At 69.3% G+C, this 16,474-nt stretch carries 14 protein-coding genes; 4 read left to right on the top strand and 10 right to left on the bottom strand.

Going from position 1 to position 16,474, the window contains the following annotated elements; all coding sequences use genetic code 11:
* Nucleotides 1-229 precede the first annotated feature (229 nt).
* Nucleotides 230-829, top strand: coding sequence for a vitamin K epoxide reductase family protein (locus ACK5KK_RS03560; protein WP_416888709.1), 600 nt, complete (start codon nucleotides 230-232; stop codon nucleotides 827-829).
* Nucleotides 830-833: 4 nt separating this feature from the next.
* Here ACK5KK_RS03560 and ndk read toward each other — a convergent pair whose 3' ends face one another.
* The 6 genes from ndk to ACK5KK_RS03530 form a co-directional block, all read right to left on the bottom strand.
* A complete protein-coding gene (gene ndk, locus ACK5KK_RS03555) occupies nucleotides 834-1,247 on the bottom strand; it encodes a nucleoside-diphosphate kinase (RefSeq protein ID WP_416888713.1) in 414 nt (137 codons plus the stop codon).
* A 1-nt stretch (nucleotide 1,248) separates the two neighbouring features.
* Entirely contained in the window at nucleotides 1,249-1,638 is a 390-nt protein-coding gene (locus ACK5KK_RS03550; protein ID WP_416888708.1) for a DUF4233 domain-containing protein, read from the bottom strand.
* On the bottom strand, nucleotides 1,635-2,987 hold the full coding sequence (locus ACK5KK_RS03545) for a bifunctional folylpolyglutamate synthase/dihydrofolate synthase (RefSeq protein WP_416888707.1): 1,353 nt from the start codon (nucleotides 2,985-2,987) through the stop codon (nucleotides 1,635-1,637). Before ACK5KK_RS03545 ends, ACK5KK_RS03550 begins: the two co-directional genes overlap by 4 nt.
* Nucleotides 2,988-3,114: 127 nt before the next feature.
* Nucleotides 3,115-6,468 (bottom strand): isoleucine--tRNA ligase, encoded by a 3,354-nt coding sequence (ileS, locus tag ACK5KK_RS03540; RefSeq protein WP_416888706.1) that lies wholly within the window; start codon nucleotides 6,466-6,468, stop codon nucleotides 3,115-3,117.
* A gap of 363 nt (nucleotides 6,469-6,831) precedes the next feature.
* Nucleotides 6,832-7,284, bottom strand: coding sequence for a SufE family protein (locus ACK5KK_RS03535; RefSeq protein WP_416888712.1), 453 nt, complete (start codon nucleotides 7,282-7,284; stop codon nucleotides 6,832-6,834).
* A 5-nt stretch (nucleotides 7,285-7,289) separates the two neighbouring features.
* Complete coding sequence (locus ACK5KK_RS03530) at nucleotides 7,290-8,189, bottom strand: sulfurtransferase (RefSeq protein ID WP_416888705.1); 900 nt, start codon at nucleotides 8,187-8,189, stop codon at nucleotides 7,290-7,292.
* Between the two features lie 158 nt (nucleotides 8,190-8,347).
* Here ACK5KK_RS03530 and valS point away from each other — a divergent pair, with 158 nt between their 5' ends.
* From valS to ACK5KK_RS03515, 3 genes are all read left to right on the top strand, one after another.
* Entirely contained in the window at nucleotides 8,348-10,924 is a 2,577-nt protein-coding gene (gene valS / locus ACK5KK_RS03525; RefSeq protein ID WP_416888704.1) for a valine--tRNA ligase, read from the top strand.
* Complete coding sequence (locus tag ACK5KK_RS03520; RefSeq protein WP_416888703.1) at nucleotides 10,924-11,148, top strand: hypothetical protein; 225 nt, start codon at nucleotides 10,924-10,926, stop codon at nucleotides 11,146-11,148. The genes valS and ACK5KK_RS03520 overlap by 1 nt, the downstream gene beginning before the upstream one ends.
* Before the next feature lie 169 nt (nucleotides 11,149-11,317).
* Nucleotides 11,318-13,372, top strand: a complete 2,055-nt coding sequence (locus tag ACK5KK_RS03515) for a M3 family metallopeptidase (RefSeq protein WP_416888702.1) — start codon at nucleotides 11,318-11,320, stop codon at nucleotides 13,370-13,372.
* Nucleotides 13,373-13,393: 21 nt separating this feature from the next.
* Here the strand turns inward: ACK5KK_RS03515 and ACK5KK_RS03510 are convergent, their stop codons facing one another.
* The 4 genes from ACK5KK_RS03510 to ACK5KK_RS03495 form a co-directional block, all read right to left on the bottom strand.
* Nucleotides 13,394-13,663, bottom strand: a complete 270-nt coding sequence (locus tag ACK5KK_RS03510) for a hypothetical protein (RefSeq protein WP_416888701.1) — start codon at nucleotides 13,661-13,663, stop codon at nucleotides 13,394-13,396.
* Between the two features lie 38 nt (nucleotides 13,664-13,701).
* A complete protein-coding gene (clpX, locus tag ACK5KK_RS03505) occupies nucleotides 13,702-14,970 on the bottom strand; it encodes an ATP-dependent Clp protease ATP-binding subunit ClpX (RefSeq protein WP_416888700.1) in 1,269 nt (422 codons plus the stop codon).
* Nucleotides 14,971-15,110: 140 nt separating this feature from the next.
* Complete coding sequence (locus ACK5KK_RS03500) at nucleotides 15,111-15,779, bottom strand: ATP-dependent Clp protease proteolytic subunit (protein WP_416888699.1); 669 nt, start codon at nucleotides 15,777-15,779, stop codon at nucleotides 15,111-15,113.
* Nucleotides 15,776-16,384 carry an ATP-dependent Clp protease proteolytic subunit gene (locus ACK5KK_RS03495; RefSeq protein WP_416888698.1) on the bottom strand — a complete coding sequence of 203 codons (609 nt, stop codon included), beginning with the start codon at nucleotides 16,382-16,384 and terminating at the stop codon, nucleotides 15,776-15,778. The genes ACK5KK_RS03500 and ACK5KK_RS03495 overlap by 4 nt, the downstream gene beginning before the upstream one ends.
* Between the last annotated feature and the right edge of the window lie 90 nt (nucleotides 16,385-16,474).

Genomic DNA, 16,474 nt, shown 5'->3' with positions numbered 1-16,474 from the left:
CCCTCGGGAGAAGCCGCGAACTCGATCGGTCTGCAGTCGGCTCTCAGCTCGGACTGCTTGGGCGGTCATCGCCCGAAGTCTTCATCGGCGCCCGACGCGGGTGAGCATCGAGGTCGCCGTTGCCATTATCGCACTTTCGACGGCAAAGCGTGACGCGACCCCCCTTGGCATCGCTCCCACGTGGGCGCGCACCCCCCGCGTTCAGGGAGGCGATGGGATAATTGTCAGTATGGCGACTCCCCTCACCCATACCCGTCCCCGCGTGCTCGCCTTCTGGCTCATCTTCGCCGGCGTCGTCGGCTGGTATGCCGCGTTTCAGCTCACCGTCGAGAAGTTCCACGCCTACGAGAACCCCGGCTCTGCCGCGGGCTGCGACTTCAGCCTGCTGGTGCAGTGCACCGAGAACCTCAACTCGTGGCAGGGCGCCGTGTTCGGCTTCCCGAACCCGATCATCGGACTCACCGCGTGGATGGCACCGATCGTCGTCGGCTTCGCCATCCTCGCCGGCGCGCGCTTCGCCCGCTGGTTCTGGATCCTGTTCTGGGGCGGGATGCTGTTCGCCTTCTGCTTCGTGGCGTGGCTGATCAGTCAGAGCATCTATGACCTGCACACGCTGTGCCCGTGGTGCATGGTGACGTGGTCGGTGACGATCCCGAGCTTCTACGCCGTCACGGTGCATCTGCTGCGCTCGGGCATCGTGCCGGTGGGCAAGAAGACGCGGCGCGTGTTCGAGTCGCTCATGAGCTGGGTGCCGCTGATCGCGATCCTGAGCTACGCACTGGTCGCGCTGCTGGCCCAGCTCAAGCTGGACTGGCTCTCATACCTCTGACCGGTCAGAACCAGATCGCGAGTTCGCGCGCCGCGGACTCGGCGCTGTCGCTGCCGTGCACCAGGTTCTGCTGCACCGCGACGCCCCAGTCGCGCCCGAAGTCGCCGCGCACGGTCCCGGGCGCCGCCGTCGTGGGGTCGGTCGTCCCGGCGAGCGAACGGAACCCCTCGATCACGCGATTGCCCGCGAGGCGGATCGCCACCGACGGGCCGGAGAGCATGAACTCCACGAGCGGTTCGTAGAACGGCTTGCCCACGTGCTCGGCGTAGTGCTGCTCCAGCATCTGACGGTCGGGCTCCACCAGGCGGATGTCGACGAGCGCGTAGCCCTTCGCCTCGATCCGCGCGAGGATCACGCCGGTCAGGCCGCGGGCCACCCCGTCGGGCTTGACGAGGACGAGGGTCTCTTCCAGGGGCATGTCATTCTCCGTTCGCGTCATGGTGACTCCCCGCGGCGTTCCGCCGGTCGAGGGCACCGCCTTTGATCGTGGCATACCCGTACATCGCGCCGAAAATCAGCGCGACGACGCCCAGCGCCGGCACGATCACCGCACCCAGGGCGACGAGGAGTTGCCAGAACCAGCCCAGCCCGATCCCCCACGAGTGGCGCAACACACCGACGGTGGCCGCCATGAGGACCGCCAGCACCGTCCCGACGACGATCCCCCACCACGGGGCGATGCCCTCGGGGAGCGCGTCGAGCCCGTAGATCACGAGCCCGCCGAGAAAGACCACGATCGTCTCGAACCCCAGTACGACCGCCGCGAGCGACTCCGCAGCGCCCCGGCGACGCCGCGCGCGGGCCGTCACCGCGCTCCTCCGGGAAGCCATTCCTCTTCGGCCGCGAGCGCCAACGCCTCCCCCGCGAGCACGACGCTGCCGGCGACAACGACGGCACGGCGCGGTGTGTCCGCGGCCCATCCGCGCGCCGCGCCGACGGCATCGGCCAGCTCGGGATGCACCGTGGCGATACGACCGGCCGCCTCCGCCAGGTCGGCGAGGCGATCGGCGTCGGCAGCACGCTCCGAGTCCGGCGCGGTCACGAACACGCGCGCGGCAAGCGGCGCAAGCGCCGCGACGATGCCCGCGGCATCCTTGTCGCCGAGCACCCCCAGAACCACACCCCATTCGTCGACGTCGAACGAGTCTCGCAGCGCCTGGGCCAAAGCCCGCGCGCCGTGCGGGTTGTGCGCGCTGTCGACCACGACCGTCGGGGCGGCGCCGATCAGCTGCAACCGTCCGGGCACGGTGACACGGTCCAGGCCCTCCGTCACCGCGTCCGCCGCCAGCGGTTTCCCCTCACCGGCGATGAGCGACTCGACGGCCGCGATCGCCAGAGCCGCGTTCTCGGCCTGGTAGGCCCCGAACGCCGGGAGATACGCGTCGGGGTACTCCCCGGCGAGGCCGGCGACGGTGATCTGCTGCCCGCCGACGGCGAGCCGCTGATCGACGACGCCGAAATCGGCCGGAGCGAAAGCGATCGACGCGTGGCGGGCCGCCGCGGCGGCCCGCAGGACCCGCTCGGCATCCGGATGCTGCGCCGCCGACACCGCGATGGCGCCGTCCTTGATGATCCCCGCCTTGACCGACGCGACCTCGGCGATCGTGCCTCCGAGCCGGTCGGCGTGGTCGAGGTCGATGGGGGCGAACACCGCGACGTCCCCGTCGGCGGTGTTGGTCGAGTCCCACGCACCGCCCATCCCCACCTCCACGACGGCGACGTCGACCGGCGCGTCCGCGAACGCGACGAACGCCAGCACGGTGAGCAGTTCGAAGAAGGTCAGCGCCGCATCGCCGGCGGCGGCCAGCTCGAGGTCGACGAGGTCGACGATCGGCGCGATCTCCTCCCAGGCGTCTGCCACGGCGGCATCCGCGATCGGCTCGCCGTCGATCATGATCCGTTCGGTGAACCGCTCCAGGTGAGGACTGGTGAACAGGCCCGTCCGCAGCCCGTGGGCGCGCACCAGGCTCTCGGCCATGCGGCTGGTCGACGTCTTGCCGTTGGTCCCGGTCACGTGGATGACCCGGTAGGTGCGCTGCGGGTTGTCGAGCAGGTCCAACACGCGCTGGGTGCGCTCGACGCGCGGCTGCACCCATTGCTCGCCCTGCCGGGTGAGCAACGCGGCATAGACGGCATCCGCCCGGGCCTCATCCTTCATCGGCTCTCCTCCGTCCGCCGTCCATTATTCAGTCTCTGCATCCGGCGCGCGCCGTGTCGCGCGCTCCCCAGCAGGGGTCGGCGCCGCGGACGGAGGCGGCCGGAGGCAATTCTGACCATCGCGCGTGTCACAGTCGTGCCGCGACGCGCGCGACGGCGACCGTCACGACGCCCTCGTTGGCGTAGTCCCCCGCCGCCACCGTCGCCTCGAATTCGGAAGCGGGGGGCTCATCGCCGGATGCCGCGAACGTCGCGGTACCGGTCGTCACCCGCCACGATGTCGCCAGGGTCTCGCCGGCGACATCGGCCGCGTCGAATCCCGTCACCACGGCGGCGGCGTCGGCCTCGTCATCGAACGACAGGGTCAGGCTGATGCGGTCGCTGACGTCGAACCCGGCGGCGCGGCGGGTGTCCTGCACGGCGCGGATCATGTCGCGCGCGAGCCCCTCGGCCTCCAGCTCGGGCGTCGTGGCGGTGTCGAGCAGCACGAACCCGCCCCCGGCCAGCAGCGCGATCGCGGCGTCCTCCCCCGCCTCGCCGGCCTCCAGTGTCAGGTCGAACTCGCCCGGCTGCAGCGGGATGCCGTCGACGACGACCCCGTCGCCCGCCACGCTCCACGCGCCCGACTTGGCCCCGGCGATCGCGCGCTGCACCTGCTTGCCCAGCCGGGGACCGGCGGCACGGGCGTTGACCGCGAGCCGCTGACGGATGCCGTAGCGCTCGGCGACCGCGTCGTCGAGCTCGACCAGGTCGACCACCTTCACGTTGAGCTCGTCCCGCACGATGGCCTCGAACTGGGCGAGCCCGGCAGCCCCCGCGACGGCGACGGTGAGCCGCGGCAGGGGAAGGCGGACCCGCTTGCCCTCGCGTTTGCGCAGTGCGTTGGCGACCGACGACACCTCGCGGACGGCATCCATCGCGGTGCGGATGTCGGCCGCGGGCGCGAACGCCGCGGCATCCGGCCAGTCCTGTAGGTGAACGCTGCGCCCGCCGGTCAGGCCCTGCCACACGCGTTCCGACACGAGCGGAAGGAGCGGCGCAGCGACCCGGGTGAGTGTTTCCAGCACGGTGTAGAGAGTGTCGAACGCCTCCGTGGATGCGGGGTCGTCGGTCACCCCCACCCAGAACCGGTCTCGGGACCGGCGGATGTACCAGTTGGTGAGTGCCTCGGCGAATTCGCGCAGCTTCGCCGCCGCCAGCGTGGAGTCGAGAGCTTCGAGATCGGCCGACACGTCCCGCACCAGGTCGCCGGTGAGCGCCAGGATGTGGCGGTCGAGCACGTCGGCCGAGTCGGTGCGCCACCGCGCCTCGTACCCGCCGGACGCGTTCGCGTAAGTCGCGAAGAAGTACCACGCGTTCCACAGCGGCAGCAGAAACTCGCGCACGCCCGCGCGGATGCCCTCTTCGGTGACGACGAGGTTGCCCCCGCGCAGCACCGACGAACCCATCAGGAACCAGCGCATCGCATCGGACCCGTCGCGTTCGAACACCTCGGACACGTCGGGGTAGTTGCGCAGCGACTTCGACATCTTCTGTCCGTCGCTGCCGAGCACGATGCCGTGGCACGCGACACCGCTGAAGGCCGGCCGGTCGAACAGCGCCGTCGACAGCACGTGCATGACGTAGAACCAGCCGCGGGTCTGCCCGATGTACTCGACGATGAAGTCGGCCGGGGCGTGCTCGTCGAACCAATCCTGGTTCTCGAACGGGTAGTGCACCTGGGCGAACGGCATCGAGCCCGAGTCGAACCACACGTCGAAGACGTCCTCGATGCGCCGCATGGTGCTGCGCCCGCTGGGGTCGTCGGGATTGGGCCGGGTCAGCTCATCGATGTACGGCCGATGGAGGTCGACGTCGCCCTGCTCATTGCGCGGCAGTCGTCCGAAATCGCGTTGCAGCTCGGCGAGCGACCCGTACACGTCGACACGCGGGTGCTCGGGATCGTCGCTTCGCCACACCGGGATCGGCGACCCCCAGAACCGGTTGCGGCTGATCGACCAGTCGCGGGCGCCTTCGAGCCACTTGCCGAACTGGCCGTGCTTGACGTACTCGGGCGCCCAGGTGATCCGCTCGTTGTGCGACAGCATCCGCTCTTTGATCGAGGTCACCCGCACGAACCAGCTCGACACGGCGCGGTAGATGAGGGGGTTCCGGCACCGCCAGCAGTGCGGGTACGAGTGCTCGTAGCTCGCTTCGCGCAGCAGCCGGCCCCGGGCGCGCAACAGGCGGATCAGCGGGCGGTTGGCGTCCAGCCACAGTTCCCCGGCGATGTCGGTGACGTGCGGGAGGAAGCGTCCGCCGTCATCCAGGCTCAGGATGAGGGGGATGCCGGCGGCTTCGGTCACGCGCTGGTCGTCCTCACCGTAGGCGGGAGCCTGGTGCACGATGCCGGTGCCGTCGACGGTCGTGACGTAGTCGTCGACGAGCACTCGCCACGCCCCCTCGGTGCCCCACGTGTCGGTGTCGGAGTAGTAGTCGAACAGCGGGTCGTAGTGCACGTCGGCCAGATCGGACCCGATGATCGTGCGCTCCACGGCCTCGGCGGCCTCGTGCGCGTGCTCGTAACCCAGGTCGGTCGCGTACCCGGCCAGCAGGTCCGATGCCAGGAGGTAGCGGTGAGCCGTGGCGCCCTCCCGGTCGTCACCCGCCGGCACATCAGCCGACCCCGCCGGGCCCCCCGGCACGACGACGTATTCGATGTCGGGTCCGACGGCGAGCGCGAGGTTCGTCGGCAGGGTCCACGGAGTGGTCGTCCACGCGAGCGCGCGCACGCCGGTGAGGTCCAACGCCTCGGCCTTGACCCCGACCAGCGGGAAGGTCACCGTGACCGACGGGTCCTGGCGCATCTTGTAGACATCGTCATCCATGCGCAGCTCGTGGTTGCTGAGGGGGGTCTCGTCCCGCCAGCAGTACGGCAGCACGCGGTACCCCTCGTAGGCGAGGTCGCTGTCGTGGAGTTGCTTGAACGCCCACAGGACGGACTCCATGAAGCCGGTGTCGAGGGTCTTGTAGCCGCGCTCGAAGTCGACCCAGCGGGCTTGGCGCGTGACGTAGTCCTCCCACTCGCGGGTGTATTCCAGGACGGATTCGCGGGCCTTGGCGTTGAACGCACCGATGCCCATCTGTTCGATCTCGCTCTTCTCGGTGATGCCGAGCTGTTTCATCGCCTCCAGTTCGGCGGGGAGTCCGTGCGTGTCCCAGCCGAACACCCGGTCGACCTTGTGTCCGCGCATCGTCTGGAATCGGGGGAACACGTCCTTCGCGTACCCGGTGAGCAGGTGCCCGTAATGGGGCAGGCCGTTGGCGAACGGGGGGCCGTCGTAGAAGACCCACTCCGGGGCATCTTCCCGCTGAGCGATGGTGGCGCGGAACGTGTCGTCACGCTGCCAGAAGTCGAGCATCTGCTGTTCGATCTCGGGGAAGCGCGGGCTCGGCACGACGTCTGCGGCCGGGCCGAAGGCGGACGGACGGGGGTAGGTCATGGGTCTCTCGCAGGGGTTCGTTCGGTCCTGCGAGGACGATCATCCGACCGCGGTACCACCTCGCTTGCCGCTGTGGCGCGGCCGCTCATCCATCGGCTGTGACGGGCCTGCCCCGCGCGGTTCTACTGGGCGGCGGGCCGCTGTTCTTCCGCGAGCTCCCCGGTGATGGCCGGATCGATGCTGGTGCCCCCATCATACGCGGGCGCCGTGCCCGCTCGCGCACGCGGCGCCGTCATCGCGACCTCACCACAGTGCCGCACGGGAGGAGATCCGCACCCGGGAGAACGGATACCGCGCAACGGCCCTCCCCCACGCGAAACACCTCCCGGGAGCGCGGCCGGCGGCACCGGCGGCAGCGCAGCCTCAGCCCGCGGGGCGGGCCTGTTCGCTCACCTGACGCTTGATGCGCCGCAGCATGCCCGCCAGACCGCGCAGCCGCAGCGGGCTGACCGCGCGCGCCAATCCGAGACGCTGCGACACGTCATCGGGAACATCGAGCACCTGCTGGGCGGTGAGCCCGGCAAGCCCCGCCACCAGGATGCTCGCGAAGCCGCGCGTGGTCGGGGCCTCGGGCGGCGCGCTGACGAACAGTGCCACCGGTGCATCGGGGCCCGCGGGCGCGCCCTCGTCGCCGACCTCGACCGCCAGGAACACCGGGGCCTGACACTCCTCGACGGCCTCCAGCTTCTCGGGCGCGTCCGCGAAGCGGGCGGGGAGGTCGGGGAGCGTCCCGGCGAAGTCGAGAAGCAGTTCCAGTCGCTCGGATTCGTCGAGATCCTGGAAATCGTCGATGATCGCGGCGAAGGCGGAGGGCAGGTCGCTCACGCGACCGGAACCCGGCCGGGCTCGTCGCCGGTCACGATCGGGACCCGCACCGCGTTGCCCCACTCCGTCCACGAACCGTCATAGTTGCGCACGTCGTCGAAGCCCAGCAGGTGGTTCAGCACGAACCAGGTGTGGGCGGACCGTTCCCCAATGCGGCAGTAGGCGATCACCGGCTCGGCGGGATCCAGCCCCTTCTCGCGCTGATAGATCTCCTCCAGCTCGGCACGATCGCGGAAGGTGCCGTCGTCGCCAGCCGCGCGCGCCCACGGCACCGATTGCGCACCGGGAATATGGCCGCCGCGCAGGGCGCCTTCGTCGGGGTAGTCGGGCATGTGCGTGCGTTCGCCGGTGTACTCCTGCGGCGAACGCACGTCGACGAGCTGCCCACCCAGAAAGCCGAGCACGTCGTCCTTGAACGCACGGATCTCGGCGTCGTCGCGTTCGACGACCGGGTAGTCGGTCGGGGTGGGCGTGGGCTTGTCGGTCGTCATCTCACGACCCTCGGCAGCCCACAGCGCCCGTCCGCCGTCGAGCAGCCGCACGTCCCGGTGACCGAACAGCGTGAACACCCACAGCGCGTACGCGGCCCACCAGTTGTTCTTGTCGCCGTAGACGACAACGGTGTCGTCGCGCGAGATGCCGCGGGCGCTCATCAGCTGCGCGAACGCCGCGCCGTCGACGTAGTCCCTCGTCACGGCATCGTTGAGGTCGAGGTGCCAGTCCAGGTGCCGGGCGCCACGGATATGCCCCGTGGCGTACAGCAGCACGTCCTCGTTCGATTCGACCACGACCAAGCCGGGATCATCGAGATGATCGGCCAGCCACGCGGTGGACACAAGGCGTTCGGGGTGGGCGTAGGCGGCGAATCGGGCGGCGGGATCGGTGGGGACGGACATGCGCCCAGTCTGCCATCGTGGCCGGACTTCGGCCACGCGGACGCCGGACGGGGGCACGCGGATCGTCCCGGCGCGCCGCGCGCGCGGATAGAATGGGGGCACATCCCGCACACTCAGGCACGCTCACACAGTGCCGCACATATCGCTCTGGAGACCCGATGACCGACGCGCAGATTCCCGACAAGCCGGCGTTGGAGGGCCTGGAGCAGAAGTGGGATGCCGCCTGGCAAGAGCAGGGCACGTATCTGTTCGACCGCACGGCCGCTGCCGCCGTCGGACGCACCGGCGTGTACTCCGTCGACACGCCTCCGCCGACGGCATCCGGTTCGCTGCACATCGGGCACGTGTTCAGCTACACCCACACCGATGTGAAGGTGCGATTCGAGCGGATGCGCGGCAAGACCGTGTTCTACCCGATGGGGTGGGATGACAACGGCCTGCCCACCGAGCGGCGCGTGCAGAACTACTACGGCGTGCGGTGCGACCCCTCGCTGCCCTACGACGCGGCATTCACTCCCCCGTTCGCCGGCAACGCCAAGAGCCTGAAACCGGCCGACCAGACCCCGATCAGCCGCCGCAACTTCATCGAGCTGTGCGAGGCGCTCACCGAAGAGGACGAGAAGACCTTCGAGGACTTGTTCCGTCAGCTGGGGCTGTCGGTGGACTGGACCCAGACCTACCGGACCATCTCCGACGACACCATCCGCGTCAGCCAGCTCGCGTTCCTGCGCAACGTCGAGCGCGGCGAGGCCTACCAGGCGCTGGCGCCCACGCTGTGGGACATCGACTTCCGGTCGGCGATCGCGCAGGCCGAGCTCGAAGACCGCGATCAGCCGGCCGCCTATCACCGGCTCGCGTTCCACAGAACCGACGGATCCGGCGACGTGCACATCGAGACGACCCGCCCTGAACTGCTCGCGGCGTGCGTCGCCCTCGTCGCCAACCCCGAGGACGAGCGCTACCGGCCGCTGTTCGGCACGACCGTGCGCACGCCCCTGTTCGACGTCGAGGTACCGATCCTCGCCCATCCGCTCGCGCAGCAGGACAAAGGCTCGGGCATCGCGATGATCTGCACCTTCGGCGACGTGACCGACATCATCTGGTGGCGCGAGCTCGACCTGCCCAACCGCACCATCCTGGGCAAGGATGGCCGCGTGATCGCCGAGGCGCCCGACGCGATCGCATCGGATGCCGGCAGGGCCGCTTACGCGGAGCTGGCCGGCAAGACGGTGTTCACCGCCCGCAAGACCATCGTCGAGCAGCTGCAGGCCACCGGCGAGCTGCTCGAAGTTTCAAAGCCGTTCACGCACCCGGTGAAGTTCTTCGAGAAGGGCGACCGTCCGCTGGAGATCGTCTCGACACGGCAGTGGTATGTGCGAAACGGCGCCCGCGGCGAGGGACTGCGCGATCGGCTGATCGCGCTGGGGCAGCAGATGGACTGGCATCCCGATTTCATGCGGGTCCGCTACGAGAACTGGACAAACGGCCTCACCGGCGACTGGCTCGTCTCGCGGCAGCGGTTCTTCGGCGTGCCGATCCCCGTGTGGTACGCCCTGGACGAGCACGGTGAGCGCGACTACAACCGCGTTCTCGTGCCCGACGCAACGAGTCTGCCGATCGACCCGACGATCGACGTTCCCCCGGGATACACCGCCTCGCAGCGCGGGGTGCCGGGCGGCTTCGACGCCGAGAAGGACATCTTCGACACGTGGGCGACCTCATCACTGACCCCCCAGCTGGCGGGGGGTTGGCAGCGTGACGACGAGCTCTGGAAGCTCGTCGCGCCGTTCGATCTGCGCCCGCAGGGGCAGGACATCATCCGCACCTGGCTGTTCTCGACCATGCTGCGCTCGGCCCTCGAGGACGACCGCGCGCCGTGGACGGATGCCGCCATCAGCGGCTTCATCGTCGACCCCGACCGCAAGAAGATGTCGAAATCGAAGGGCAACGTCGTCACCCCGGCCGACATCCTCGACGCGCACGGCACCGACGCGGTGCGGTACTGGGCAGCGTCCAGCCGGCTCGGCGCCGACGCCGCCTTCGACCCGCAGAACCCGACGCAGGTCAAGATCGGGCGGCGGCTGGCGATCAAGGTGCTCAACGCCGCGAAGTTCGTGCTGTCGTTCCCGGTGCCGGAGGATGCCCGCATCACTCACGCCCTGGACGCCTCGATGCTCGCGACCCTCGATCGGGTGGTGCGCGAAGCGACCGCGGCGTTCGAGGCGTATGACCACGCCCGCGCACTGGAGGTCACCGAGGCGTTCTTCTGGACGTTCTGCGACGACTACCTGGAATTGGTGAAGGAACGCGCCTATAACCAGACCGATGTGGGGCAGGCGTCCGCGGCCCTCGCGCTGCGGCTGGCGCTGTCGGCCCTGCTGCGGCTGCTGGCCCCCGTGCTGGCGTTCGCGGCCGAAGAGGCCTGGTCATGGTTCGAAGCCGGCTCCGTGCACGCCGCCGCGTGGCCGACCCCGCTTCAGATCGAGGGCGACCCGGCGGTGCTCAGCGCCGTCGGCTCCGCGCTCATCGGCATCCGCCGCGCCAAGACCGAGGCGACGGCGTCGCAGAAGACCCCGGTGGCGTCGCTGCGGATCGCGGGACCCGATGCCGCGCTGAACGCCATCCGGTCGGCGGAAGGCGACCTGAAGGCGGTGGGGCGCATCGCCGAGATCGCGTACGGTGACGCGGAGACGATCACCGTGAGCGCCGTCGAGCTGGCCCCGCAGGAGGCGTGATGCAACTGGGAACCCGGTGGACCAGCGGCGCGGAGATCCCCGCCGCGGTGCCGCCCGCGCTGCACGAGCAGATCCGCGCCATCGACGAGGTCGTCGCCGCCGACCCGCGTCCGCGCTGGACGCTGACGTTCCTGGAGGGCCGTCCGATCGCCGAGCTCGACAACGGCGTGATCGTCGAGCAGACGCCGTCCGGCGAGGTCACCGTTTCCGACGACGCCGCCTGATCCGTCCGACCCCGGCTCCGCCGTCCCGTTCGCCGGGTGCAGGCAGCCGGCAACCGCCACGCGTCCCCAGCACAACGCCCCTCCCGCAGTCCCACTCTGCGGGCCAGTGCGCCGGGACCGTACGGTGGTGACTGCGGAGCAGCGGGGTGCGGGCGTCTAGGCTGGCCGAATGCCGGATGCCGAAAACCCGCTCCTGTGTGCGAGCACGCTGCCCTACCACCTGCCCGACTACCGGGCGATCCGGCCCGAGCATTACCTGCCCGCGTTCGACGCCGCCTTCGCGGAGCACCGCCAAGAAGTCGATGCGATCACCGCGAACCCCGCCGCGCCCACGTTCGACAACACCGTCGCGGCCCTCGAACGCGCCGGCGGCCTGCTGGACCGGGTCGCGCGCACCTTCTACACCGTCGCCTCCGCGGATGCCACGGCTGAGGTCCAGGCGATCGAGCAGGACCTCGCACCGAAAATGGCCCGCCACCACGACGCGATCCAACTCGACCGGGCGCTGCTGGAGCGCGTCCGCACGGTGCACGAGACCCGCGACGACGCCCGGCTGACCGGTGAGGACCGCTACCTCGTCGAGCGGTGGTTCACCGAGATGACACACGCCGGGGCGGGCCTCGACGACGACGCCACGCGGCGCCTCAGCGAACTGAACCAGCGCCTGTCGGTGCTGACGACGACCTTCGAGAAGAACCTGCTGGCCGACACCAACGACCTCGCCGTGATCTTCGACAACGCCGCCGACCTCGACGGACTCACCGACGGCGAGCTATCGGCGGCCGCACAGGCCGCCGCCGACCGCGGGCTCGAGGGGCGCTACGTCGTCACGCTGACCCTGTTCACGGGGCATCCCTACCTGTCCAGCCTGACCTCGCGTGAGAGCCGCCGACGCATCATGGCCGCCTCCAGGGCCCGCGCCTCGCGCGGGAACGACAACGACAATCGCGCCGTGCTGCGCGACATCGTGCGGCTGCGCGCTGAGCGGGCGGCGCTGCTGGGGTATCCGAACCACGCCGCCCACGTCACCAGCGACGAGACGGCGGGCTCGCCCGCGGCCGTGGAGGATCTGCTGCGCCGGCTGGCCGGACCCGCGGCGGCCAACGCCCGGCGGGAACAGGCTGCGCTGCAGGCGATGGTCGATGCCGAAGACGAGCCGTTCGCGTTGCAGGCGCACGACTGGGCGTTCTACACCGAACGTGTACGCGAAGCGGAATACGACCTGGATCGGGCGGCCCTGAGGCCCTGGTTCGAGGCCGAGCGGGTGCTGCGGGACGGGGTGTTCCGCGCCGCGACCCTGCTCTACGGCATCACCTTCACCGAACGCGCCGACCTCCCCGCCTATCACCCCGGCGCGAGGGTGTTCGAGGTGCACGACCCCGACGGCACCGCCCTGGGGCTCTACATCCTCGACCTGTACACCCGCGACAGCAAACGCGGCGGCGCCTGGATGAACGCGATCGTGTCGCAGTCGGCGCTGCGCGGCACCGCGCCGGTGGTGGTGACCAACCTCAACGTCCCCAAGCCCGCCGCGGGGCAGCCGACGTTGCTGACCTTCGACGAAGTGACGACCCTGTTCCACGAGTTCGGTCACGCTCTGCACGGGCTGTTCGCCCGCGTGAGGTACCCGCACTTCGCCGGTACGAACGTGTTCCGCGACTTCGTCGAGTTCCCCAGCCAGGTCAACGAGATGTGGATCTTCTGGCCCGAGATCCTCACCGGCTACGCGCGCCACATCGACACCGATGCGCCGCTGCCGGCGGAGGTCGTGGAGAAGCTGCGTGCGTCGGAGACGTTCAACCAGGGGTTCGCCACCAGCGAGTACCTGGCCGCTGCCTGGCTCGACCAAGCGTGGCACGCGCTGTCGCCTGCGGAAGCGGCGGCGATCGACGACGTTGCGGCGTTCGAAGCGACCGCCCTCGCCGACATCGGCCTCGCCAACCCGGTCGTGCCCACGCGCTACACGTCCACCTCCTTCGCACACGTCTTCAGCGGCGGGTACAGCGCCGGGTACTACTCCTACATCTGGAGTGAAGTGCTCGACGCCGACACCGTCGAGTGGTTCGGCAGCAACGGCGGACTCACCCGGGCCAACGGCGACCGGTTCCGCGAGCGTCTGCTCGGTGTGGGGGGATCGAAGGATCCGCTCGAGGCCTACCGCGACTTCCGGGGGCGCGACGCCGAGATCGGGCCCCTGCTGGCCCGCCGCGGCCTGGATTCCTGACGAGGACGGACGTGAACACACTCACCGAGACCCCCTCTGGTCCCGCAGACGATCCCGACCTGGCTCCGCTGCCGGCGGCGGAGCGACCGCGTAGACGACGCGGGCGAACTGCCCGACCGCGTTCGCCGAGACCAGTCGCAGGCGATCGGATTCGACACGGCGCGGCAGGAGCGGCGCGCCCCCGGTGAGCAGCACGGGGGCGATCGAGATGGCGATCTCATCGAGCGCGCCGGCATCGAGGATTTGTCGGCATGACCTCGTCGTTGCGGGGTTGAAGATGATGCGTCCCATGCCGGCCACGCCGCGTGTGGACGCCGACACGGATCGGGTCAGGCGCTCTTGCGCTTCTGGCGCAGCACGAGCGTGGGCGGTGCACCCTCGGTCACGGATGCCGGCGTCACGATCACCCGGTCGACGTCTTCGGTGGAGGGGATCTCGAACATGATCGGCCCGAGCACATCCTCCAGGATCGCGCGCAGCCCGCGCGCTCCGGTCTTGCGAGAGATCGCGAGGTCGGCGATGGCCCGCAGTGCGTCGTCTTCGAACTCGAGCTGCACACCGTCGAGTTCGAACATGCGCTGGTACTGCTTGACGAACGCGTTCTTGGGCCCGGTGAGGATCTCGATCAGCGCCTCCTGGTCCAGCGGCGACACCGCCGTGACGACCGGGAGGCGCCCGATGAACTCCGGGATGAGGCCGAACTTATGCAGATCTTCCGGCTGCACGTCGACGAACAGGTCGAGGTCCTGGCCCTTGTCGTGCAGCGGGGCCCCGAAGCCGACACCGTGCTTGCCGACGCGGGAGGAGATGATCTCCTCCAGCCCCGCGAACGCGCCGGCAACGATGAACAGGACGTTCGTCGTGTCGATCTGGATGAACTCCTGGTGCGGGTGCTTGCGCCCGCCCTGCGGGGGAACGGATGCCGTCGTGCCCTCCAGGATCTTCAGCAGCGCCTGCTGGACACCCTCGCCGGAGACATCGCGGGTGATCGACGGGTTCTCGGCCTTACGCGCGATCTTGTCCACCTCGTCGATGTAGATGATGCCGGTCTCGGCGCGCTTCACGTCGAAGTCGGCGGCCTGCAGGAGCTTCAACAGGATGTTCTCGACGTCTTCGCCGACGTACCCCGCCTCCGTGAGCGCTGTCGCGTCGGCCACCGCGAACGGCACGTTGAGCCGTTTGGCGAGAGTCTGCGCGAGGTAGGTCTTGCCGCATCCGGTGGGCCCGAGCAGCAGGATGTTGCTCTTGGCGATCTCGACCTCGTCGGCGCGCTGCTCGGCGGGCTGCAACGCCGCGTGTGCCCGCACCCGCTTGTAGTGGTTGTACACGGCGACCGCCAGCGACTTCTTGGCGCTGTTCTGACCGACCACGTATTCCTCGAGGAACGCAAAGATCTCGCGCGGCTTCGGCAGGTCGAAGTCGGAGACCTGCCCGTCGCTGGACTCGGCCATGCGCTCTTCGATGATCTCGTTGCATAGATCGACGCACTCGTCGCAGATGTAGACGCCGGGGCCCGCGATCAACTGTTGGACCTGCTTCTGGCTCTTGCCACAGAACGAGCACTTGAAGAGGTCGGCGCTCTCACCGATGCGAGCCATGCGGTCCTCCTGGGGACGGGGGTACTCCTGAGTCCGAGCCTAACCGTAGCCGGGGGCAGTTCGGCGGATTGCCGTCGGTATCTGTGGAGGAATCGTTGCGACACGGCGAAGCCCCCGCGCGGGCGCTTCGCCGTGTCGGATCAGGACGACAGTGCCGCCTGCTGGCGCTTGCGCGAGGTGAGCACCTGATCGACGATGCCGTAGTCCAAGGCCTCCTGTGCGGAGAGGATCTTGTCGCGGTCGATGTCCTTGTTGACTTCTTCCTGGGTCTTCTTCGTGTGACGGGCCATGGTCTCTTCGAGCCAGGTGCGCATCCGCAGGATCTCGGCGGCCTGGATCTCGCTGTCGGAGGCCTGACCGTGACCGGCCTCCCCCACGGCGGGCTGGTGCATGAGTATGCGCGCGTTCGGCAGCGCGAGACGCTTGCCGGGGGCGCCGGCTGCCAGCAGCACCGACGCGGCCGATGCGGCCTGGCCGAGCACGACCGTCTGGATCTGCGGCGACACGTACTGCATGGTGTCGTAGATCGCCGTCATCGCGGTGAACGAGCCGCCGGGCGAGTTGATGTACATGACGATGTCGCGGTCGGGGTCCTGGCTCTCCAGTACCAGCAGCTGCGCCATCACGTCGTCGGCGGACGCGTCGTCGACCTGGACGCCCAGGAAGATGACCCGGTCCTCGAACAGCTTGTTGTACGGGTCCTGACGCTTGTACCCGTACGCGGTGCGCTCCTCGAACTGGGGCAGGATGTAACGGCTCGACGGCAACTGCGGGCCCTGCGGCGTGCCGAAGGAAGAAGGAGTGTTCATCGGTCGGTGCCTCCGGTCGTGCCGTTCTCGGTCCCGCCGCCGCCGGCGACGTCGGCTGCGTGTTCGCGGATGTGGTCGACGAAGCCGTACTCGAGCGCCTCGTCGGCGGTGAACCACCGGTCGCGGTCGCCGTCGGCGTTGATCTGCTCGACGGTCTTGCCGGTCTGGGCGGCGGTGATCTCGGCGAGCCGCTTCTTCATGTCGAGAATGAGCTGCGCCTGGGTCTGGATGTCGCTCGCGGTACCGCCGAAGCCGCCGTGGGGCTGGTGCAACAGCACCCGCGCGTTCGGGGTGATGTAGCGCTTGCCCTTGGTGCCGCTGGTCAGCAGCAGCTGGCCCATCGACGCGGCCATGCCGATGCCCACGGTGACGATGTCGTTGGGAACGAACTGCATCGTGTCGTAGATGGCCATTCCCGCCGTGATCGAGCCGCCGGGCGAGTTGATGTAGAGGTAGATGTCCTTCTGCGAGTCCTCTGCCGCCAGCAGCAGGATCTTGGCGCAGATCTCGTTGGCGTTCTCGTCGCGCACCTCCGACCCGAGCCAGATGATGCGGTCTTTGAGCAGTCTGTCGAAGACGCTCTGCGCCATGAGGGGTTCAGCCATGGGTGCTCCAGTTCCGGGATGTCGTTCGCCATCGAATCTACCGACGGCGCGCGCGGCCGCCGGCCGTGTTCGCCGTCGGCATAGCGCGGC

Origin of the sequence: Microbacterium sp. (assembly GCF_047972865.1) — a bacterium.
In the GTDB taxonomy this organism is placed as follows: domain Bacteria; phylum Actinomycetota; class Actinomycetes; order Actinomycetales; family Microbacteriaceae; genus Microbacterium.
The sequence above is the reverse complement of the archived record's forward strand: the minus strand, read 5'-3'. Positions and strand labels throughout refer to the sequence as shown.

Excerpts from the sequence above, each read along its gene's own strand:
- ACK5KK_RS03560 (WP_416888709.1), top strand. The coding sequence starts at position 230 with ATGGCGACTCCCCTCACCCATACCCGTCCCCGCGTGCTCGCCTTCTGG.
- ileS (WP_416888706.1), bottom strand. The coding sequence starts at position 6,468 with ATGACCTACCCCCGTCCGTCCGCCTTCGGCCCGGCCGCAGACGTCGTG.
- ACK5KK_RS03510 (WP_416888701.1), bottom strand. The coding sequence starts at position 13,663 with ATGGGACGCATCATCTTCAACCCCGCAACGACGAGGTCATGCCGACAA.
- ACK5KK_RS03515 (WP_416888702.1), top strand. The coding sequence starts at position 11,318 with ATGCCGGATGCCGAAAACCCGCTCCTGTGTGCGAGCACGCTGCCCTAC.
- ACK5KK_RS03500 (WP_416888699.1), bottom strand. The coding sequence starts at position 15,779 with ATGAACACTCCTTCTTCCTTCGGCACGCCGCAGGGCCCGCAGTTGCCG.
- ACK5KK_RS03520 (WP_416888703.1), top strand. The coding sequence starts at position 10,924 with ATGCAACTGGGAACCCGGTGGACCAGCGGCGCGGAGATCCCCGCCGCG.
- ndk (WP_416888713.1), bottom strand. The coding sequence starts at position 1,247 with ATGCCCCTGGAAGAGACCCTCGTCCTCGTCAAGCCCGACGGGGTGGCC.
- ACK5KK_RS03495 (WP_416888698.1), bottom strand. The coding sequence starts at position 16,384 with ATGGCTGAACCCCTCATGGCGCAGAGCGTCTTCGACAGACTGCTCAAA.
- ACK5KK_RS03530 (WP_416888705.1), bottom strand. The coding sequence starts at position 8,189 with ATGTCCGTCCCCACCGATCCCGCCGCCCGATTCGCCGCCTACGCCCAC.
- ACK5KK_RS03545 (WP_416888707.1), bottom strand. The coding sequence starts at position 2,987 with ATGAAGGATGAGGCCCGGGCGGATGCCGTCTATGCCGCGTTGCTCACC.
- clpX (WP_416888700.1), bottom strand. The coding sequence starts at position 14,970 with ATGGCTCGCATCGGTGAGAGCGCCGACCTCTTCAAGTGCTCGTTCTGT.
- valS (WP_416888704.1), top strand. The coding sequence starts at position 8,348 with ATGACCGACGCGCAGATTCCCGACAAGCCGGCGTTGGAGGGCCTGGAG.